Source organism: Dictyobacter halimunensis, from assembly GCF_036245075.1.
The window spans coordinates 1429820-1451217 of record NZ_BSRI01000002.1; the positions used below are offsets into that span (position 1 = coordinate 1429820).

At 55.3% G+C, this 21398-nt stretch carries 13 protein-coding genes; 7 read left to right on the forward strand and 6 right to left on the reverse strand.

Features of this window, described 5'->3' with window-relative positions; genetic code table 11:
- Window positions 1-2493, reverse strand: coding sequence for a glutamate synthase central domain-containing protein (locus AABA21_RS19965; protein WP_338253207.1), 2493 nt, complete (start codon window positions 2491-2493; stop codon window positions 1-3).
- Window positions 2494-3700: 1207 nt separating this feature from the next.
- Here AABA21_RS19965 and ppc point away from each other — a divergent pair.
- On the forward strand, window positions 3701-6619 hold the full coding sequence (ppc, locus tag AABA21_RS19970) for a phosphoenolpyruvate carboxylase (RefSeq protein WP_338253208.1): 2919 nt from the start codon (window positions 3701-3703) through the stop codon (window positions 6617-6619).
- Between the two features lie 120 nt (window positions 6620-6739).
- Here the strand turns inward: ppc and AABA21_RS19975 are convergent, their stop codons facing one another.
- From AABA21_RS19975 to AABA21_RS19985, 3 genes are all read right to left on the reverse strand, one after another.
- Window positions 6740-7813 carry a sialidase family protein gene (locus AABA21_RS19975; RefSeq protein ID WP_338253209.1) on the reverse strand — a complete coding sequence of 358 codons (1074 nt, stop codon included), beginning with the start codon at window positions 7811-7813 and terminating at the stop codon, window positions 6740-6742.
- Window positions 7814-8036: 223 nt separating this feature from the next.
- On the reverse strand, window positions 8037-8174 hold the full coding sequence (locus tag AABA21_RS19980) for a hypothetical protein (RefSeq protein ID WP_338253210.1): 138 nt from the start codon (window positions 8172-8174) through the stop codon (window positions 8037-8039).
- A 169-nt stretch (window positions 8175-8343) separates the two neighbouring features.
- Window positions 8344-10206, reverse strand: coding sequence for a hypothetical protein (locus AABA21_RS19985; protein WP_338253211.1), 1863 nt, complete (start codon window positions 10204-10206; stop codon window positions 8344-8346).
- Window positions 10207-11127: 921 nt separating this feature from the next.
- Here AABA21_RS19985 and AABA21_RS19990 point away from each other — a divergent pair.
- The 4 genes from AABA21_RS19990 (at window position 11128) to carB (ending at window position 17696) form a co-directional block, all read left to right on the forward strand.
- On the forward strand, window positions 11128-12192 hold the full coding sequence (locus AABA21_RS19990) for a P-loop NTPase family protein (protein WP_338253212.1): 1065 nt from the start codon (window positions 11128-11130) through the stop codon (window positions 12190-12192).
- Window positions 12193-12222: 30 nt separating this feature from the next.
- Window positions 12223-13263 carry an N-acetylornithine carbamoyltransferase gene (locus AABA21_RS19995; protein ID WP_338253213.1) on the forward strand — a complete coding sequence of 347 codons (1041 nt, stop codon included), beginning with the start codon at window positions 12223-12225 and terminating at the stop codon, window positions 13261-13263.
- A gap of 114 nt (window positions 13264-13377) precedes the next feature.
- Window positions 13378-14463: a glutamine-hydrolyzing carbamoyl-phosphate synthase small subunit gene (carA, locus tag AABA21_RS20000; RefSeq protein WP_338253214.1), complete on the forward strand. Its 1086-nt coding sequence runs from the start codon at window positions 13378-13380 to the stop codon at window positions 14461-14463.
- Entirely contained in the window at window positions 14463-17696 is a 3234-nt protein-coding gene (carB, locus tag AABA21_RS20005) for a carbamoyl-phosphate synthase (glutamine-hydrolyzing) large subunit (RefSeq protein WP_338253215.1), read from the forward strand. Before carA ends, carB begins: the two co-directional genes overlap by 1 nt.
- Before the next feature lie 57 nt (window positions 17697-17753).
- On the opposite strand, the gene AABA21_RS20010 is transcribed toward carB, so the two are convergent.
- Complete coding sequence (locus tag AABA21_RS20010; RefSeq protein ID WP_420917164.1) at window positions 17754-18473, reverse strand: alpha/beta fold hydrolase; 720 nt, start codon at window positions 18471-18473, stop codon at window positions 17754-17756.
- A 470-nt stretch (window positions 18474-18943) separates the two neighbouring features.
- On the opposite strand from AABA21_RS20010, the gene AABA21_RS20015 reads away from it, so the two are divergent.
- Window positions 18944-19828, forward strand: a complete 885-nt coding sequence (locus AABA21_RS20015) for an SDR family oxidoreductase (RefSeq protein WP_338253216.1) — start codon at window positions 18944-18946, stop codon at window positions 19826-19828.
- Complete coding sequence (locus AABA21_RS20020) at window positions 19825-20322, forward strand: winged helix-turn-helix transcriptional regulator (protein ID WP_338253217.1); 498 nt, start codon at window positions 19825-19827, stop codon at window positions 20320-20322. Before AABA21_RS20015 ends, AABA21_RS20020 begins: the two co-directional genes overlap by 4 nt.
- Before the next feature lie 57 nt (window positions 20323-20379).
- Here the strand turns inward: AABA21_RS20020 and hisG are convergent, their stop codons facing one another.
- Window positions 20380-21261: an ATP phosphoribosyltransferase gene (hisG, locus tag AABA21_RS20025; protein WP_338253218.1), complete on the reverse strand. Its 882-nt coding sequence runs from the start codon at window positions 21259-21261 to the stop codon at window positions 20380-20382.
- Window positions 21262-21398: the final 137 nt, after the last annotated feature.

The window sequence follows — 21398 nt, forward strand, 5'->3', positions numbered from 1 at the left end:
TCAGGGGATTGAAGGCATGGTATTCAGCATCGCGACGGAAACGATAGCGGCCCAGGTCGGCCAGCTTACGCTTTTGGGATTGGCGGTCTCGGGCGACGCCTGCGCCTGCTGCAGCTCTTCCGCCTGCTTGATCAACTGCTCCGATACCAGCTGATAGGTGATCTTGCCGGTATGGAAGGTCGAACCCGCGAAGCAGCGCTCAACAAACTCAGGCACCAGACCCAGCACCTCAAATTGTCCCGCGCCAATGATGTTGCGCAGGGTCGAGATGCCCATGCGCGCCATGATCTTGCATAGACCCTCTTCAATAACGTGGATGTAACGCTCAACGGCCAGTTCGCGCGTCACATGCTCAAGGCGGCGATCGCCGGCCATAGCACGTACGCTCTCCAGCGCCATAGTGGGCACAATGGCTTCAGCCCCATAGCCCAGTACCAGCGCGATCTGGTGCACGTCACAGACCTTACCGGTCTGGCAGATCAACGAGGCGCGCGAACGCAGTCCCTTGTCGATCAGCGCCCGGTGGACCGCGCCAATGGCGATCAACATCGGCACTGGTAGACGCGTCAGCGAGGCATCGCTATCGCTCAGGACGATCAGGGTAATGCCATCATTGATAGCCGCGATCGCCTCCGCCTCCAGGCGGTCAAGCGTCTTTTCAACGCCCGCGCTGCCATCGGTGATGTCGAAGGTCGTCAACAAGGTGCGGGAGCGGAAATGCTCGTCATCAATATGGCACAACGACTCCAATTGCGCTTCGGTCAAAATCGGCGATTTCAGATGGACCAGGTGCGCGTGATCAGGCGTCTCGGTCAGCAGGCTGCCACGGCGACCGATGTAGGTATCCAGCGACATCACCACGCGCTCACGCAACGGGTCGATGGGAGGATTGGTCACCTGGGCGAAACGCTGCCGGAAGTAATCCGAAAACGAACGCTGCTGATTGGACAGGACCGCCAGCGGCGCATCATCACCCATACTCCAGGTCGGCTCTTTATTCTCCGACAGGATCGGGCGCAGCACCATCTCGACATCCTCATGTGTATACCCGAAGATCTGCTGACGTACGAACACATCGCTGATCTCTGGCGCATAACCAGGATCTGGCAACTCCTCCAGAGATGACTGAGGCAGGCTCACGCGATGGCTCTCCAGCCACTCCTGATAGGGCTGGCGCTGGGCCAGCGCCTCTTTAATATCCAGATCGCGCAGGAAAACCTGGTGCTCCAGATCGACGGCGATCATCTCGCCGGGTCCGAGGCGACCCTTCTCCACAACATCCTGCGGCTCAACCGAGACCACACCAACCTCTGACGCAACGATCAGCAGGCCCTGCGCGGTCAGCACGTAGCGAGCGGGACGCAGACCATTGCGATCCAGCGCCGCGCCAACGGTACGACCATCGGTAAAGACCAGCGCGGCCGGACCATCCCAGGGCTCAATCAGACCAGCATGGTAATCGCACCACGCGCGCCGGGCGGCATCCAGTTCTGGATCGTGCTCCCAGGCGGGTGGAACCAGCATCTGCATACTCTGTAACAGATCGCGACCAGAGGCCGCCAGGAACTCCAGCGCATTGTCCAACTGGGCTGAATCGCTGTTCCCAGGCTGCACCACGGGCAACAGGTCCTGTATCTGCTCGTTCCAATACGACGACGTCATAGAACCTTCGCGCGCCTGCATCCAGTTGCGGTTGCCCTGAATGGTATTGATCTCACCATTGTGGGCCAGCAAGCGCATTGGTTGGGCCAGCGGCCAGGCAGGAAATGTATTGGTGCTATAGCGCTGATGGAAGACGGCCAGCGCACTCGTAAAGCGCGGATCGGCCAGGTCTTGATAGAAGTTGGCCAGGTCATTGGGCGCCAGCAAGCCTTTGTGAACGAGAACGGTATTGGAAAGTGAGGCGATGTAACAATCCGAAATATCGGCCTCAGTAAGCTTTCTCTCGATCAAACGCCGGGCATGATAGAGGGCTTTCCCATATGCCTCAACAGTAAAATCAGCGGGACAAGCGACCAGGACCTGCGCGATCTCGGGTGCAATCTCGCGGGCGCGTGCTCCCAGAACGTTATAGTTCACTGGAGGAGTACGCCAACCCAGAATGACCAGACCGGCATCCTGCAAAACTTGCTCGATGATCTGGCGACATTGTTGCGTATGGACACTGCCCTTGGGAGGGAGAAAAACCATGCCGACACCCAGATCTGCCGGGTTGGCGACTGTCACGTGCTGTTTTTCCAGTTCCTCAAGAAGCAATGCTCTAGGAATTTGTGTGAGAATGCCAGCGCCATCATATACCTCTGCGTCTGCATCCTGGGCACCACGATGGGTCAATCGCGCCAGAGCTTCCAGGGCCTGCTGTACCAGGGAATGGTTGGCCTCACCGGAAACGTGCGCTAAGAAACCCGTGCCGCAGGCATCATGCTCCCAACGGCTATCATAAAGCGGATACATTTGACACGCAGATTCAATGGCTTCATGCTTGTGCGTCATGCATTGCTCTCCCAATTAAAGACTATCTTGCCAATGCTAAGAGGCACCTGCGCCGGAGCCGGAGAGTTCGACGAACTGTCGTTGGCCGCCGAAATCATTTTCGCTGTTTCGGGTATGTGCAAGAGGGACGTTGTTTCAGGCTTAAAACATTTGGAGTATGTCGTCGCGACATGGAATGGATGAGCATCGTAGCTCTTCGTACAGATCTGGTAACATTACCACTTGTGGAGAGAGTATAGCATACAGATAAGCATCCAAACAAGCTTTGTATATGTAGAAAGTAACTACACTGTTCCTGGCGAGATAGTATATTTTCAACTCCTTTTTAGTAGACTCTACGGCAGGGAGAGCCGAACTGGCGGCCTTTTATCGTCACTACGACAATAGTGAATCCAACGAGTGTTCCGGCCGAAAAAAGCTCACAGCAGCGTCATACTCAGATATTGCGACAGCCGATTCAAGCGCTCGGCGCTTCAATAGAGAGATTCTTCTCATAGAAGAAAGATCCACATTCCCCAACGGCCCCCTGTATAATTTCTCCATATTTGAGTTGAACATAATCTGACGCTGGTCATATTGGAGCTCACGTGAGCGCCCCCGCACAGGCGTCCGCGTGCGCGGCCGCACTGGTTTTTTTGTGGTGGTGCAGCAGAGGTGCGCCTTCGCGCACCTCTGCTGCACCACCACAAAAACTGACTCCTGAGCACCGCAGGTGTGAACCCTCGTGCCGGCCTCAGGTGGAGGAGGTGTCCCTACTAGCGTCAGCTTAAGGAGTGCAGGGGCCTCCCTGCCGGGAGCGTGGGGGCAAGCATGCTGGGGCATATAGTGCCCCACCAATTCCTTTCCCCTCCCTCCCCACGGGAGGTGCAGGAGGGCGCTCAGCCCTCCTGCCGGGGTTTGGGGTTCCCCACCATTCCCACCTTCCTCCCCCCGCGGGAGGTGCAGGAGGGCGCTCAGCCCTCCTGCCGGGGTTTGGGGGTGTCCCCCACCAATTCCTTTCCCCTCCCTCCCCGCAGCAGGCGGGGAATTATGTAAACCAGCTACATCTTGCCTGCAGCATAAATATGCTAGAATGAAAACAAAGTGCACAAGATCAAGCCAGCAAGTGGAGTCACACACGCAAATAAAAAGTCTCTACACTGAGAGCATCTGGCAACGACGTTGATCATGTACTACTCATCAGATGTGCTTACAGTAAGGACAGATTATGTCAGAACGAATGTACCGTCGAGAAAAAGACTATGCGCTCCGACAGGATATACGTGTCCTGGGCAACACATTGGGGCAGTCTATTCAACGGCACGAAGGCCATCAAGTCTTTGATACAGTAGAGCAATTGCGTGGCCTTTGCATCCGCCTGCGCGAGCATAGTGAGCGTCTAAAGCAGGCAGATGGTGCCGAGAAAATCACGATCCAACAGCAGATTCGCGATATGGAGCAAGAGATCTTGCGCATCGTGAGCGAGAGTGATCTGGATACAGCCATCGATGTAATTCGCGCTTTTACCGTTTATTTCCACCTGGTTAATACTGCCGAGCAGTACCATCGTATCCGCCGCCGGCGCGCCCATGAGCTTGATCCTCAGTCTACCCCGCAGCGCGGTTCTTTAGAGGCGCTGGTCGAATTCTTTAAGCGTAACCAGATCGATGGGGAGACGCTGCAGAAGCTCTTCAATCAGATGTCGATCGACCTGGTCTTTACGGCCCATCCGACCGAAGCGACGCGCCGCAGCCTGATCACGAAATCACGCCGCATCACCGAACTCTTGAGTAAATCAGATCACGCCGATCTGATGACGCAACGGGAGCGCGAGCAGTGGCAACGCGATCTTGATACCGTCATCGATCTGCTCTGGCGAACGGACGCGGTGCGCCAGGTGCGGCCGCAGCCACTGGATGAGATCAAGATGGGCATCTACTACCTGGATGAGATCATCTACTATGCCCTGCCGGACCTGTACGCGGAATTCGAGGAGTTGCTGCACAAAGAGTATCCCGACCTGGTGGTCCCACCCTTTTTGCACGTCGGCTCCTGGATCGGCGGCGACCAGGATGGCAATCCATTCATTCATGCCGATACGCTGCTGACAGCCTTAAATCAGCAACGCAACTATATCTTGATTCACTATCGGCGCACGCTGTTTGAGCTGGCCCGCGAGTGCTCGCAATCTATCGATCATTCCACCGTCACCCCGGAACTGCAGGCGTCGCTGGACCGTGATATGGCGGCCATGCCCGAGTACGTGGAAGAGATGGGACCCCAGACGGCGCTCGAACCATATCGCGCCAAGTTCTCACTTATGTGGAGACGACTGGGCGAGAACCGGGCCGCCCCACCTATTCCCCAGCAGCTCTCCTGGACCTCTTCACCATTGGCAGAGCAACAGGAAGAGACGAGCAAGGGGATCGCCTATAAGGACGCTGAAGAGCTGCTCGCCGATCTGCGCCTGGTGCAAGATAGCCTGCTGGCCGACGGCGAAACGACCATCGCGCGGGGTCCCTTGCAAACGCTGATCCGCCAGGTCGAGAGCTTTGGCTTCTATTTCGCCGCACTGGACGTGCGCCAGCATAGTGAACGTCATTCGTCCGCCGTCTCAGAACTGTTACAGGCGACCGGACTGCGCAAGGATGACTATAAGACTTTGCCCGAGCAGGAGCGCATCCAGATCCTGGAAAATCTGTTGCAGGACCCGCGCATCCTGACCCGGCCCGGCCTCAAGCTGAGCCCGGAGACCGGCCAGATCCTGACCAACTTCCAGACGATTCGCCAGGTGCGCGAGACCTTCGGCAAGCGCGCCGTGAATTGCTACATCACCAGCATGTCGCATTCGCTCAGCGATCTGCTGGAGGTTCAGTTCTTCTGCAAAGAGATGGGCATCTACGATCTGCCGATCGTGCCGCTGTTCGAGACTATCGATGACCTGCGCCAGTGTACCGACATTCTGGAGACGGCTTTTACCCATCCACTCTACCAGGAATACCTGAAGAATTGTGGTCGCGAGCAGCAGGTGATGCTTGGTTATTCGGATAGTAGTAAAGATGGTGGCATCCTGACCTCAAGCTGGGAGCTCTACCAGGCCCAGAGCCGGCTGGCCACGCTGAGCCAACGTCACGGCATCACCATTACCATCTTCCACGGTCGCGGCGGCGCCATCGGTCGCGGCGGTGGTCCCATCTATCAGGCCATCCTGGCCCAGCCGCCGGGGTCAGTCAATGGCCGCCTGCGCATCACCGAACAGGGCGAGATGCTCTCATTCAAATATGGCATCCACGACATCGCGATCCGCAACATGGAGCTGGTGGTCGCCGGAGCCGTACAGTCCAGTATTCCCATCGAGCACATCGTTGAATCCCAGGTCCATCCCAAACCCAAAGCGGACTGGATCGCGACTCTGAATCGGCTCTCGAACAGTGCCCATAGCCGTTACCGCAAGCTGATCTATAATGATCCGGCCTTCCTGGCCTTCTTTGAGCAGGCCACGCCCATCAAAGAGATCGGCTGGCTCAACATTGGTTCCCGTCCGGCGCGCAGGACCGTTGGACGCGCCATTGAAGAGCTACGGGCCATCCCCTGGATCTTCTCCTGGATGCAAACCCGTTATGTGCTCCCAAGCTGGTATGGCGTGGGAGGCGCGCTCGAAGAATATCTGCAGGAAGATCCAGCTCGACTGAGTCAGCTACAACAGATGTACAAACAATGGCCATTCTTGCAGGCATTCCTGGACAATCTGCAGATGACGCTCTCCAAGGCGGATATGAGCATCGCCCATGTGTATGCCCACTTCCTGGTTGAAGATCGGGCGCTGAGCGAGCGCATCGCCCGCGAGATCCAGTCTGAATACGAACGCACCTGCCGCGCGGTCACCGCCATCGTCGGTGGCAAAAATCTGCTGGACAACTCGCCCACTCTGCAGGAATCGATCCGGAGACGCAATCCTTACGTTGATCCGCTCAGCTATTTCCAGATCATCCTGCTCAAGCGCCTGCGCGCCCTGGGTGGTCCCCTGACGCTGGACGCGGAAGCGCAAAAGCAGGCATCGGCCGAGGAACTTGAGCGTGCCCGCCTCACCTACGCGGTGCTCCTGACCATCAACGGCATTGCCGCCGGCGTCCGCAATACCGGTTAATAAGTTCGGACCTCGCGTCTGATTAGAAATCGTACGCGCCCGAGCAAGTTCAGGTACACAATACCCCCTCCAATTGATGATATTGGAGGGGGCTGTTATATTGATTTCATCCCGATAGGTTTATTTTACGCGCCCAAACCTCATCATAAGCGCGCCGTTTAAGCCAACAATGACGCCTATCTGTTTTGGATCGCTGCCGACCTGGTAGATAGCAGGCCAGGTGCAACATCCAGCATACCAGGCTGGTTGATCATTTTTGTACCAGGTGGCACCGTTGTCGTCACTGATCGAGACTTGATTGGAACCAGCCGACGTAACCAAAACGCGCCCACTCGGCAGAACAGTAACATAAGGGCCATTATACTGATCTGGAATAGCCGTGCCCAGATCGTTTGACCAGGTCACACCATCGCTAGAGATCTTGTAATGGGCATTACAGTTATCGGTCGCGCATAACTCAAAAACAAGAATATATTTGCCATTCGCCATTCTCGCCATGACAGGCATGCCTGGCCGGGCCGCGCCAGGTTGAGCGGCGGCAAATATCTCAGGTCCCCAGGTAGTCCCTCCATCGCAGGAGACGCGCTCAGATACGACCTGGTTATAAGATGGGTTGTCATCGGCATGCTTTTCACTGGAATAGAAACCAGCAACACAGCCATTCGGCAACACGTATAAGAAAGGCTCCCATAGGCCACGATTGAAACGCCCGGCGGAATTGGGGTTCGTATCCAGCTGGCTTACCAGCGTCCAGTTATGCCCCCCATCGGTACTCTTGAAGACGGGAAGACCGAACCAGTTCAGGTCTGTTCGGCGGCTACGCGTCGCCATCAAGATGGTGCCATCGTGTAAGCGCGCCATCTGAGATTGTTCCTGAATATAACCATCAGGCGATGGTATAGAGGCAATAACGTTATAGTGCTCGGCTGTCTTATCGACAGTGGCTACTTTGATCACGAAGGGGCCACTACTCGGGTATTCGGTATACGTAATCAGATTCTCATCCTGCTTACTCCAGGGCAACATGCGCCCCCAGCCAGGATTCCTCGTATTGCTAATCGTCGTGGAGTCAGACCAGGAAATGGGACCACCAGAGGCAGAGGCATACGCCGCAGGAGCAACAGCTATCAAGCAAGCAACAATGCCAATGAACCCGGCTACAACTAGCTTCCAGCGCAAAATAAACATCTTCATTGTATATCTTCTCTTCCTTGTCAAATATACTGAACTGAACATCCTGGTATGTTTACTTTCGTTCAACGTTGAACGAAAGTAAACATACCATCATTTGTATATATCTGTCAAGACCTGGAAGAAAGAAGAAAAGTGGTTGAAATGCAGAAGGAAAGATTTTGATGCAGGCAATTATATAACAAAAGCGCCCCATACAGGGCGCTCTTATGATCTTTTTTGACAGTTAACGTTTCAACTCACGAATCAGCTTTGGCAAAAGAATTGCATGCGATGTCAGGGCGGCGGCCCACAGCGCCACCGTGATGACATTACCATATTTTTGTGTAAAAGAACTATTTTGTTGTGTTGTCCCCGATGCCATTATATGTCCTCTCGAATACATGATATAGCATTAAGTGTTAACGTACACCAATATATTCGAATCATACCCAACAAATAGTTACGTAAGCAAGCACAACCCCAATAGGTTCGGGCCTCGCGTCCGATGAAATGTTTTCATCGGACGCGAGGCCCGAACCTACTGGAAGGGGTTATTTTCGAGGCGCGGGGGTCGGCGTTGACCCGAGTTGGATAGTGGTGTCGTCAAAGGTTTTGAGATTGACCACGGTTCCGCTGGCTCCGCTGTAGGTGACGGTTACGGTGTCGCCGGTCTGGACCAGAGGCAGTTTAGGTGACAGCGCGAGGTTGGCCGTGAAGATGTACGGCTGTCCCGCGATCTGCAGGTAGTAAACGGTACTGGTTCCCTGCTGGACCGAGGAGATGCGCTGCACCTTGCCGCTAGCGGTCTGTATCTGGCCGCTCGTGCTGCCGCCCGAGTTGCCGTTACTGGCCTGAGAGGTCAACCATTGCTGGTAATCGCGCAGGCCGGAGTTGAGGTCGGGATCGAATTGTACGTTGTTGCCATTGAGCTCGCGGGCATCAACCAGGCCGACCGCCTGGAAGATATCGCCGCTGGCGGTGTTCTGCACGTAGATAGCCACCCAGGTCGGCGTATTATAGATCTGGTAGAGCTGGACCGAGGCGACATTATAGCCACGAATATTGGCGCGCGTAGATTGGAACGTCTTCGTGACGTTATCACCAATACCCAGTCCGGCCGATTTGCTGTAGAAATTGGCCTGGTTCTTGTGCGTATCGAACAGGAACACACCGGTGCTCGAATTATCATTCATCGAGGCGGAGGTCATCGGGATCAGCCAGACCGGCTGATCGACGTTATTATAGAGCAGTTCTGGTGAACTGGAAGGCGACTGCTGTCCCAGACCAGAGGGATTGAACCAGGGGGCGGCATGATAAAGTCCCCACCAGCTGAGATACTGCGAGACAGTCTCCTCTGGCATAACGCGATCGACCCAGGCAGGGACGTTCTGAGGGCTGTATTCTTTGATATCGCCGGTATGGGCATCCACCAGCAAGACCTTGCTCAGCACGTCACCGGTATAGCCACGCGATGGCTGCATGAGAGAAATGGTCCAGTAGGGATGCAGGCTATCATCCAGCTCAAGGGTGGGATCGACCAGCCGCCCATAGGTATAACCACTGAGATAGACGTGGCGCAGCAGATCCTGGTTCAGCAACGCTCCAGGCAGGTAGCGGATCGTCGCTTGCGACTCGGTATGCAGCTGTGACGGCTGCTGGGGATCTTCCGCATCCACCATCACAAAGCCAGGCGTGAAGGGATTGGAAAGATTGACAAACAGGTTATTATAGCTCAGCGGCGCGACGTAGTAGAGATGATGATTGATGGACTGCAACGTATAGCTGTCCGGGCTCAGTTGATAGGCCGAACCCAGATTCTGGCCCGTCGATCCCAGAATCTGCTGCCCCTTGTATGACGCGATGCTCTGACTGACCAGCACGATATGGCTGGCATCGGTCGGCGGCAGATTCGGCGCGGACTGCATGGTGACATGGGGAATCGCCGCCAGCGCCTTGGCGTTGCCATCGAACCAGGTAGTAAAGATATTGATGAGCAGGGTGGCCGCGATCCCAAAGACGGCCACGACGATCAGACCGAAGACACCCGCGGCGATCGAGCGGCGCGAAACTTTGGCGGCATCGGCTTTGGGAGTATAGACCTGGCCCTGGCTGGCGCTCAGGCTCATCTCCAGCGCCCCGCGCGCGCCCCCGGCGATCGCGAATAGATTGATGATGCTGCTGATCAGCAGCGGCCAGAGCACCCACTGCCAGCCCCAGAAGGGTCCGGTGAAGGCAGGTTCAGAGAAGTAGAGGATCACCAAACAGAACACATAATTGAAAATGGTAAAACCCGTAAACCAGCGCACAAATGAACGCGCCTCGAAAGGCTCCTTGCGTCCAAAGCCCAGCCGACCGATAGTCAGACAGGCCATAACGATCAGGGTTCCGATCAGTGCCAGCAACAGAATGATCATCTGGATCAATCCCTCTTACTCAGAGAGAAGAGGTCTCCTTTTCTCAAATGCAACAATAACATTTTGCTATTATTTGTATAACATAATGCTATTGCTCTGTCAAGAGAGGGAGGTGCAGGAGGGCGGCGAGCCCTCCTGCCGGGGTGCGGGGTGTCCCCGCGCCCTTACCTTTTCCCTCTCGCGCCGCCGCAGCGGCGCGTAAAAAGAGAAGAAGAGGTTTTGCGGGGACACCCCGCACCCCGCAAGGGGCTCGCCGCCCCTTGACCCCACTTAGCGGCAGGCTACGGTAGCGCCATGCTTAAAACATGTGCTGTAAGAGTTCCACATAAAGTGCTCGTAAATAGTATGCATGACTCACATTCATTCAGGACGTTTATTCGTTGACATTTCACAAGGCGGATGGTAATCTCTTTGAAAGACAAATAAATAACCAGACCCGCGCTGATCGAAAATAGTATGAGAGAAGCACCTGACAGCGATCCGAAAGAGAGTGGAAGTTCGGAATGGGAAAGCTCTTTCAAAACGCCTTCGTGAGCGGCTGACCGAAGAAAGCTACCCGGCTTTTTCTTGAGCCAGGGGAGCAAGTAGGACAGGTGGGTGGTTCCCACGTCGCGTATTAACCAGGAAAAGTGGTCACTGTCAGTTTTGTCACGAGGACGTGAACAGGCTAAGCTGCAGATAGTGACAATTGGGGTGGCACCACGGGCATAGCTCTACCACGAAGTCTGAGAACTTCTAGTGTGACTATTCTCGTCCCTTCAAAAAGAATGGAGGGGGCGAGGATTTTTTTTACCTCTTTGCACCTTCCATCTATCACATTCCAACTTTTTCTTTGTCCTCTCTCGGGAACGTTATGAGCCTGCCAGTGACAGGCGCACGTGCAATGAGGGCAAAACAGTCAGGAAGAAGAGGTGCAATACCATGCAGATGCAACTTACAAAGATTCCCTCAGCGGTGCGCAAGCTTGACGTACCTTCAGTCGTTGAGATCAGTGAGCAAATTATCCCTGAAGAGGGCGCGGTCCTGATCGCGGAAGCACTGTCGGACGCGGGCAAGAACAATCTGTTAGAGTTCACCACCGGGCGCATCGGTTTTCTAGTCGAGGGAGACGTCCTACCCGTCGTCCTCGGCAAGCGGCGCGCGCTGCGCGAGTATAGTGGCGATATCCCCAAACATGTCGCCGTTGGTGACCTGCTCTATTATCTCTGCGAAAGCGGCGTTGTGGGCGAGATCCGTGGCCTCAACGAACAGTGGGGCGCCCCCATGCAGGTCAGAATTCTGGGCAGCCTGGTCGAAAATGGTCGCCAGGTCAACATTAAGGACGCCGCCCTTCCCCATCACACAACGCTGGAGCAGAGCGCCCCCATCATTGGCGTGGTCGGCACCTGCATGAATATAGGCAAGACCACCACCATCTGTAAGATCATCAAACATTTTACGCAGCAGGGCCAGAAGGTCGCCGGTGTTAAACTTTCGGGCGTCGCTTCCACGCAGGATCTGGACAAGATCTCGGACGCCGGGGCATCTCCAGTCATCGGCTTTATGGATGCCGGCCTGCCCTCCACCTGTGGCGATCCCAAAGAGGTGGTTGAGGCCGCCATCAGCGTGCTGCAGGAGGCCAACAAGTCAAACCCTGATCTGATCATCGCCGAGTTCGGCGACGGCATCCTGGGCGAATATAACGTCGGCCATATCCTGAAGTCACCCGAGATTCAGCAGCACATCAGTTCATTCATCGTGGGGGCCGGAGACCTGGTAGGAGCCTGGGGCGCGCAGCAGATCATGCACCAGTACGGAGTTCCCGTCACACTGATTACTGGTCCCGCTGTCAACAACGATACCGGCGTCCAGTTCGTGGAGAGCCACTTTGGCGTTCCCGCCGAGAGCAACCAGCACGCCATGCCGAAGACGCTGCACCTGGTCGAGAAAGACCTGGCCGCGATCAAGCAGAAACAGCACGCGCCAGCCGTCATGGCACAATCTTAAGCAGAGTCAGTACGTACAGGAGAACATCGTATGCTTCAACAGCAAACCAATACCCATTTCCTGAATACGGCCGACCTGCCCCAGGAAGAGATCCAGGCGCTCATCGCGCTGGCCTTAGATTTAAAACAGGGTAAAGTGCAGAAGAGCCTGGCCGGTAAGACGCTGGCCACACTCTTCTTCAATCCTTCGGTTCGCACGCGGGTCTCGTTCGCCACGGCCATGTTCAAGCTGGGCGGCCAGGCGCTGGAGATCAGCGGCAACAACGTGTGGTCGTTTGAGTACGCCGATGATGTGGTGATGGATGGCTCGACCATCGAGCATGTCAAAGAGGTGGCCCCCGTACTCTCGCGCTACTGCGACGGCCTGGCCATCCGCTGCAGCGAGCTGGTCACCAAATCAGCTGAGAGCGCCAGTACCGGCAGTTGGGCCGAAGCCAAACAGGATATCGTGCTCAACAGCTTCGCGAAGTACGCCAGCGTGCCCGTCATCAATATGGAATCCAACGTCTATCATCCCTGCCAGGGACTGGGAGACGCCGTCACCATCAAAGAACAATTGGGCGAGACAAAGGGCAAAAAATACGTTCACACCTGGGCCTACCACCCCAAGGCTCTGCCAATGGCCACCACCAATTCACAACTGCTGGCCGCCTGCGACCTGGGTATGGACGTCGTACTGGCACATCCACAGGGATGGGAACTAGATCCTGAGATACTTGAAGTGGCCCAGAAACGTGTTATACAGAGTGGGGGCTCATTTTCCATCTCCAATGATCAGAATGAAGCCCTGGAAGACGCGGATATCGTGTGTGCAAAAAGCTGGGGCGCCCTCCCCTACTACGGCAACTGGGAAGCTGAAAAACAGGCCCGGGCGCAACTGAAAGACTGGATTGTTGATGAGCCAAAGATGGCTCGTACCAGACAGGGCAAATTTATGCACTGCTTGCCGGTGCGTAGAAATATCGAGGTTACGCAAGGCGTACTGGATGGTCCCAGTTCGATCGTCATCGACGAAGCCGAAAATAGAATGTGGGCCCAGATGGCCTTACTGGCGACCCGGCTTGGGGGCTGAGCCAGCCACACGGTATCTGCCAGATGCCTGATCCATTTCGGTTGACCTGTCATTATGTTCTGCTTAAACCTCCTGGCGACAAACGGAGGAATGGCAGTTAAGAAAGGATGATCCATGCACACGCCAGTACTAACCAGACCAGATTCAACCCAGCGGCCCCTGCGCCACGGCAAACTAATCCTGGAGGATGGGACGCAATTTGAGGGCCGCTCCTTTGGCTATGAAGAGGGACGATCCGGTGAGGTCGTCTTCAGCACGGGTATGGTGGGCTATCCCGAGTCACTGACTGATGCCTCGTTCGCCGGTCAGATTCTGACCCTGACCTATCCGTTGGCCGGCAACTATGGCGTGCCCTCCCGGGACAAGTGGGAAGATGATCGCATCCACGCTACCGGGCTGATCGTCTCCAACTACATTGATACGCCGTCACACGCCCAGAGCACGATGACCCTGAGCGAGTGGCTCAAGCAGCAAAAGGTGCCGGCGCTCGAAATCAAAGATACGCGACTGCTCACCCAGCACATCCGCAACCACGGAGCTATGCTGGCGAAAATCGTCTTCGATGAGGACGTGCCCTTCTTTGATCCCAACCAGAGCAACCTGATCTCACAGGTCTCAACCAGCGAAGTTACCATCTCAGGCAACGGTCCCAAAACGATCGCACTGCTGGACTGCGGCGCCAAGAAGAATATCGTGCGCTGTCTGGAGCGCCGCAATGTACGCATCGCGACGGTGCCCTGGGATTATAACCTGTTCGCACCGGATATCCCTTTCCACTTCGACGCCCTGTTGATCTCCAATGGCCCGGGCAATCCCAAAACGGCCACGGCGACCATTCAGACCATTCGCACGGCACTGGAACAGAAGATCCCCACCCTGGGCATCTGCATGGGCAACCATCTGCTGACTCTGGCGGCCGGTGGCGATACCAGCAAGATGAAGTTTGGGCATCGCAGCCAGAACCAGCCCTGCATCATGCAGGGTAGCCCGCGCTGCTACATCACGACCCAGAATCACGGCTTCGTGGTCAGCGAGGTACCACCTGACTTCAAGCCCTGGTTTATCAATGCCAACGACGGCAGCAATGAGGGCATCATGCATGTCTCCCAACCCTTTATGTCGGTTCAATTTCATCCCGAAGCGGCCCCTGGACCAGTGGACACTGAGTGGATCTTTGATTACTTCCTGGAGAAAATTTGATGGAACAACTACGCAAAGTGCTGCTGCTGGGGTCCGGTGCCTTGAAGATTGGACAGGCCGGTGAGTTCGACTATTCCGGCTCGCAGGCCCTGAAGGCGTTAAAGGAGGAGGGGGTCCAGACCGTCCTGATCAATCCCAATATCGCGACCATCCAGACCTCACAGTTGCTGGCGGACCGTGTCTACTTTCTGCCCGTGACGCCCTACTTCGTGGAGCAGGTCATTCAGCGCGAGCAGCCAGATGGCATCCTGCTCTCATTCGGCGGTCAAACGGCCCTGAACTGTGGCATCCAGCTGCATGAACAGGGAATTCTGGCCCGCCACAACGTGCGCATCCTGGGCACACCAATCTCAGCCATTATTCTAACCGAGGATCGGCAGAAGTTCGCCGAGCATCTTCATAGCATCAATATTCCAACCCCGCAGAGTCAGAGCGCCACTACTCTGGCCGAGGCGCTCGCACTGGGAGAGCAGATCGGCTTTCCCGTGATGGTGCGCGCCGGTTTCGCCCTGGGTGGACAGGGCTCGGGTATCGCCAATACAAAAAATGAACTTGAGCATATCGTTAAACATGCACTCTCGTTTGCCCCGCAGGTGCTGGTTGAACAATATCTTCATCACTATAAAGAAATAGAATATGAAGTTGTCCGAGATCATCATGATAACTGCATCACCGTCTGCAATATGGAGAATATGGACCCGCTGGGCATCCATACCGGCGAATCGATCGTGGTCGCGCCCAGCCAGACCCTGACCAATGAGGAATATCACCTGCTGCGCGCGGCCTCGATCCAGATCGTGCGCAGCCTGGGCATCGTCGGCGAATGCAACGTCCAGTTCGCCCTGGATCCTATGAGCACCCAATATTATGTCATTGAGGTCAACGCACGCCTCTCGCGCAGTTCGGCCCTGGCCAGCAAAGTCACCGGCTATCCACTGGCCTATATCGCTGCCAAGCTGGCGCTCGGCTACGATCTGACCAGCCTGCCCAACAAGGTCACCGGCGTGACCCGTGCCTGCTTCGAGCCCAGCCTCGACTACCTGGTCGTCAAGATACCACGCTGGGATATCGCCAAGTTCAAGGGGGTGGAGGAAACGATCGGCACGGGCATGAAGTCCGTGGGCGAGGTGATGGGCATCGGGCGCACCTTTGAGGAGGCCTACCAGAAGGCCCTGCGCATGCTGGAGCAGAACTTCGAGGGCGCGCTGCCGGCCGCAGATTTCTTCTCCTCGCAGGAAGAGATGAGGCACTATCTCTCTACTCCGACGCCCAAACGTCCCTTCGCGCTGGCGCAGGCCCTGCAGCAGGGCATCACCATCGATGAGATCTATACGCTGACCGGCATCAACCCCTGGTTTCTGGCGCGCATCGCTAATATCATCGAGCATGAAGGGGCGGTTACACCAGGCGGAGATCTGGCGGCCGAGCAGTTGTGGGAGCTGAAGCAGCTGGGTATCTCGGATAAGCGCATCGCCGAACTGCATGGCAGCGACGAGATGAGCATCCGTAATCTGCGCCAGCAGCTGGGGGTACGCCCCTCGGTCTTGCAGATCGATACGCTGGGTGCGGAGTTCCCGGCCGAGACCAACTATCTCTACCTGACCTACAATGCGCGACACCATGATGTCTCGCCCTGCTCCGGCGATGGCGTGATCGTGCTCGGCTCGGGTCCCTACCGCATCGGCTCCTCGGTGGAGTTCGACTGGACCAGCGTCAGCACAGTCGAGGCGCTGAAGAAGCACGACAGACAGGCTATCATCATCAACAGCAATCCCGAAACGGTCTCCACTGATTATGACGTCTCCGATCGGCTCTACTTTGAAGAGCTGACCTTTGAGCGCATCGCCGACATCTACGATTTCGAGCAGCCGGAGGGCCTGATCGTTTCAGTGGGAGGACAGACACCCAATAACCGCGCCCGCGCGCTGGCGGCGTATGGCTGTCAACTGCTGGGCACGCTGGCGAAAAACATCGATCGCGCTGAGAACCGCAGCACCTTCTCACAGTTGCTGGACACACTAGGTGTACAACAACCCGAGTGGAACACGTTCACGACGTTGGACGAATTGACCTCCTTCGCCGAGCGCGTCGGCTATCCGGTCCTTATTCGCCCATCCTATGTGCTCTCGGGCAGCGCCATGAAGGTCTGCGACACGCCCGAAGAACTGGAGCTGTACGCCAGCCAGGCCGCCGCGCTCTCACCCGACCATCCCGTGACTGTCTCAAAATTCTTTGAATACGCGCGTGAACTGGAGTTCGACGCCGTCGCCCAGCACGGGCAGGTCAAGGCCCACGTCGTCTCGGAGCATATTGAGAATGCCGGCGTTCACTCGGGCGACGCCACGATTGTCCTGCCACCGCAGACCATCTCACAGGAGGTGCAGCAGCAGATCGCTGCGATTGGACGCCAGATCGTACAGGCGCTGGAGGTAACGGGTCCGGTCAACATCCAGTTCCTGCTCAAGGACGGCCAGCTCTACGTGATCGAGACCAACCTGCGTGCCTCGCGCACCTTTCCCTTCATCTGCAAAGTCACCGGCGTCAACTTCATGGACATCTTTGTAGACGCCATCTTCTCCCAGCAAGAGTTGCCCTGCACGGAGGTTCCGGAACCTGACTTTGTCGCCCTGAAGGCGCCACAGTTCTCCTTCTCGCGCCTGACCGGGGCAGACCCGGTCCTGAGCGTAGAGATGTCCTCCACCGGCGAGGTCGCCTGCTTCGGTGAGGATCTTGAAGAGGCTTATCTGAAGGCCATCCTGGCCTCGGGCGGCACGCTGCCCCAGAAGGGCATCTTCCTCAGCATATCCGGCGAAGACAAGCAGGAGGACCTGCTCGCCAGCCTGCAGCATCTAAAAGAGTTGGGACTGCCGCTCTACGCCACCGAAGAGACATGGCAGTTTCTGCAGGGGCACCAGGTCGCGGCCACCCTCTTATCAGCGGAGAAAGGAGAGGTGGAGCAGGCCTTCCGCCAGCACCAGGTTGACCTGGCCATCGTCATCGTCGCGGGCCGCCTGCAGCGCGACTTCGACCAGAACTACACCCTGCGGCGCCTGGCCATCGACTGCAACATCCACCTGGTCACCAGGATCAAGCAGATGCGCATCTTCCTGCGCGCTCTGGCCCACAAAGATCTGTCTGAGCTGCCCATCAAAGCCTGGGACGAGTACCGGCACGAGCAGCCACTCGCAGAGCTCTACATATCTGAGCCCACGCTGATGCGCAGCCAACCATAAACCGCTTCGCATGGCGCATTCCAGCAAAAGTCAGTAGATAAGCCACGAGACAATAGCTTATATACTGACTTTTGCTGCATCTTGAATAAAGCGCTTTATTTCTTGCGCGATAGGCCCTGGCTTACCATAATCCTGTGCCGCATCATGGTTTAATCCATGGAGTTCAATTAGCTGAACATGGGGCAAGACGTTATGTAAAGCATTGATACTTCCCTTGATGAATTCAGCGCTTTTGCTGCCAAGGAGTAATAGGACATCAGCGGTCACGCCTCTATAATTCTCAATGGTGCCCTCCGTTTGGGTGACGATCTGCAATTCATCGCGCAACGTGGGAAGAAGTTCCCGGTATGGCACGTCATCACCTTTCACATTCCGATCGACTAGCCGCAATATCAACCTGGTCAGAGGTATCAGAAAAGAATCTGGGACAAGACGAAGCGCCTTCACCTGATCTTTTGTCAGGCCTACCACGGCTAGAATCGGGCCACCTTTAGCCATATTCAGCTCAAAATGCTGAATGGAGGCTATAAATGGTTCCAACCCTGGCTGGCCCGCGAACAGAACAGGCTCATAGGCGATGACCTTCTGGATGGCGGGCAGCGAGATCGCCGCATGCAGGGCAAAGAGCGCGCCATCAGCGGTGCCGAAAACAAAGTGCGCATCCGTTTGCGTAAGCAGGGCATCAAGATCTTCATCTTCCCTCTCGATGCTATAGTTAGCACCTAAAGGACCGCTCAGGCCGCGCCCACGACGATCCGGAATATAAACGGTAAACACATTTGACAACGCACCTCCCAACTTCATCAAGTTTTGCGAGGCATTTACCCCCCCCATGCAGAAGAATAAGCCCCGGACCGCTACCCATCTGGCGGTACCCGATCTGAGTCCCATCTTTGGAATGTACAAAACCTTTTGTATACGATTGAGCCTTTTTACTCATAACCACTTCCCTTTTCATTGCCCATCGTGTTTTTTCTGTTTTTCATGGACAAAACAACAGGTCGCCTATAATTAATAAACATATTGTCTGTTTATTAATTATAGGCGACAGATCGCCATTGTCAAGAGAATCGGCATCAAGATGATGCGAAACAACAAGGGACGTCGAATAAGGCGAACAGAAGGTAAAAATGCTCCAAATTGGAGCATTTTTTGTTGTATTTCCGCCATAATAACGCTATAATTAGTTTGCAAAATGCAAACTAATGACGTGACAGTGAGTGCAAAGGAAAAGGTAGGAGTACATCATGATTCTTATTACTGGAGCAACTGGCCTGACCGGTACGGCACTTGTGAACAAATTCCGAAAACGCCATGAGCAAGTACGCATACTCACGAGGGACGCTAAAAACGCGAACATGTTTGAAGATGATCCGAACATTGAAATTGCAGCCGGCGACATGCTCAAGCCAGAAACACTTGATGACGCACTCAAAGACGTAGACAAAACAGTGCTTATATCTCCGGCAGACCCGGTAGCAATGGCCGCAATGCAGATATCATTTATCAATGCTGCTAAAAAGGCGGGTGTACGACACATCGTTAAACTGTCCAGCCTGAATCCAGATAAAAATAGCCCTGCCCGTTTTTTACGCATGCATGCCGAGATCGAGAAACACCTCGAGGATTCCGGCATGGCATGGACGCATATTCGCCCGGCCCACTTCATGCAAATGTATCTGCTCGAAGCAGCGACGGTTATCGCGCAGGACTCATTATTCATCCCTATGGACAACGCGTTCATCGCACCAGTTGATGTGCATGATATCGCCCAGGTACTCCATGCCGTGCTTACAACTGAAGGTCATGAAGGCAAGATTTATGAGCTAAGCGGGCCAGACTCGATGACGGTAAACGCTATTGCTGCGCAGCTTTCCAGGGCACTTGGGAGGACTATCCACTACGTCAACGTCACACCTGAACAGGAGCGACAGCAACTCGTCATGTTCGGTATGCCGGAGCAACTGGCGGATGCTGTGAACGAACTTTACAGTGAGCGACGCAAGGGTTCTGAGTCGAAAGTGCTCCTCGAGACACATAAACTGTTTGGTATCCAGCCAACTCCATTTGCCGAATTTGTAGCGCGGAATGTAGAAGTATTTAAGGCTGCTCAAAAGGAACAAAAGGGATGAAAGGTCTGCATCCAACAAAACAGGGGTTCCAGATACAAAAGAATCAACTCAGGTCTGACTGTCCTATTAACTTCGCACTTGAGATCTTCGGCGATAAGTGGACGCTGCTTATTGTACGCGACATTGTCTATGCCGGCAAAAGGACACATGGGGAATTCTTGAAATCAGACGAGCGTATTGCGACGAATATCCTGGCCGACCGCTTGGCAAGGCTTGAATGCCAGGGAATTATCACGAAGGTGGTTGATCCAAAGGATAAACGCCGCGAAATCTTTTCTTTAACTGAGGAAGGTTTAGCGCTTATTCCGTTACTGCTCGATCTTCAGTCATGGAGCAATGTATTTGGACCAGCACACATCAGCCGGAGTGCGGCTCTTGAAGCGGCGCTCAAAAAGGACAGAGAAAAAGTTATATCAGATATAACTGACAGCGTACGACATGGCGGCTTTCTGTTCGCGAACGCAGAGTGGTTCCCACCTCGGAAGGCGCAATAGCAATGCTGCGGTTGTATGATTAGATAGCAGGGAAATCATACAACCGCAGCAGCCATATTAGACAAACATTTTTTCGATGGAGGAAACGAGGATGCCCTGGGCGCCGAGGGTTTTGAGCTCTTCGATGACATCCCAGAACATGTCTTCGCGAATGGCGGTATGCACGGCCATCCAGGAGGGATCGGCCGTAGGCAGAACGGTGGGAGACTTGAGGCCGGGCATAATGGTGGAGATGTATTCCAGCGCGCTGGACGGGACGTTCATCATGACGTATTTATATTCGGAGGCGGCGATGACGCCACGACAGCGTGTCAGCAGGCGCTCGATGATAGCGGCTTTATGGTCGTTGGCCAGCGAGTCGCGGTTGGCGATGATCACCGACTGCGAGTCCAGCACGTTGTCGATAGCGACCAGGTCGTTCAGGCGCAGGCTGCTACCAGTGCTGACCAGGTCGACGATGGCCGAGGCTACGCCCAGCGCGGGCGTAATCTCCACGCTACCACTGATGGTGATTACGTTGACATCCACGTTGCGCTCCTGAAAAAAGCGACTGGTCGTCACGGGATACGAGGTCGCGACCTTGCAGCCGGCCAGCTGTTCGATGTTTGTAATGCCGCTCTCGGCGGGAACGGCCACCTTCAGGCTGCAATGGCCATAGTTGAGCGACATGATCTCCGTAACCGGCTTGTCGGACTCCACCACCAGGTTGCGGCCCACGATACCCAGGTCCACCACGCCTTCAGCAACGTACTCCGCGATATCGTCATCGCGCACATACAGAATATCCATCGGAAAGTTGCGGCAGATACTGAAGAGGCGCTGCTTATAGGATTCAAAATGCAGACCCACGGTACGCAACAAATTACGCGTATCTTCGGTCAACCGACCATCCTTCTGTATCGCCAGCTTGATGTGATCTTCACTCAATCTCGTTACCATCGTCAGTGTACTCCTTCTGGTTTTACCCATAAAAAAACCCTCATTCCTCGCAACTCGAGGAACGAAGGTCAATCCGCGGTCCCATCCTCATTTCTGTCCAACCGACAGACACTCGGCCTCATAGTCCTGTCTCTTTC

Bases quoted from the DNA above. Each gene is read 5' to 3' on its own strand.
- AABA21_RS19965 (WP_338253207.1), bottom strand. From the start codon at position 2,493: ATGACGCACAAGCATGAAGCCATTGAATCTGCGTGTCAAATGTATCCG.
- ppc (WP_338253208.1), top strand. From the start codon at position 3,701: ATGTCAGAACGAATGTACCGTCGAGAAAAAGACTATGCGCTCCGACAG.
- AABA21_RS19975 (WP_338253209.1), bottom strand. From the start codon at position 7,813: ATGAAGATGTTTATTTTGCGCTGGAAGCTAGTTGTAGCCGGGTTCATT.
- AABA21_RS19980 (WP_338253210.1), bottom strand. From the start codon at position 8,174: ATGGCATCGGGGACAACACAACAAAATAGTTCTTTTACACAAAAATAT.
- AABA21_RS19985 (WP_338253211.1), bottom strand. From the start codon at position 10,206: ATGATCATTCTGTTGCTGGCACTGATCGGAACCCTGATCGTTATGGCC.
- AABA21_RS19990 (WP_338253212.1), top strand. From the start codon at position 11,128: ATGCAGATGCAACTTACAAAGATTCCCTCAGCGGTGCGCAAGCTTGAC.
- AABA21_RS19995 (WP_338253213.1), top strand. From the start codon at position 12,223: ATGCTTCAACAGCAAACCAATACCCATTTCCTGAATACGGCCGACCTG.
- carA (WP_338253214.1), top strand. From the start codon at position 13,378: ATGCACACGCCAGTACTAACCAGACCAGATTCAACCCAGCGGCCCCTG.
- carB (WP_338253215.1), top strand. From the start codon at position 14,463: ATGGAACAACTACGCAAAGTGCTGCTGCTGGGGTCCGGTGCCTTGAAG.
- AABA21_RS20015 (WP_338253216.1), top strand. From the start codon at position 18,944: ATGATTCTTATTACTGGAGCAACTGGCCTGACCGGTACGGCACTTGTG.
- AABA21_RS20020 (WP_338253217.1), top strand. From the start codon at position 19,825: ATGAAAGGTCTGCATCCAACAAAACAGGGGTTCCAGATACAAAAGAAT.
- hisG (WP_338253218.1), bottom strand. From the start codon at position 21,261: ATGGTAACGAGATTGAGTGAAGATCACATCAAGCTGGCGATACAGAAG.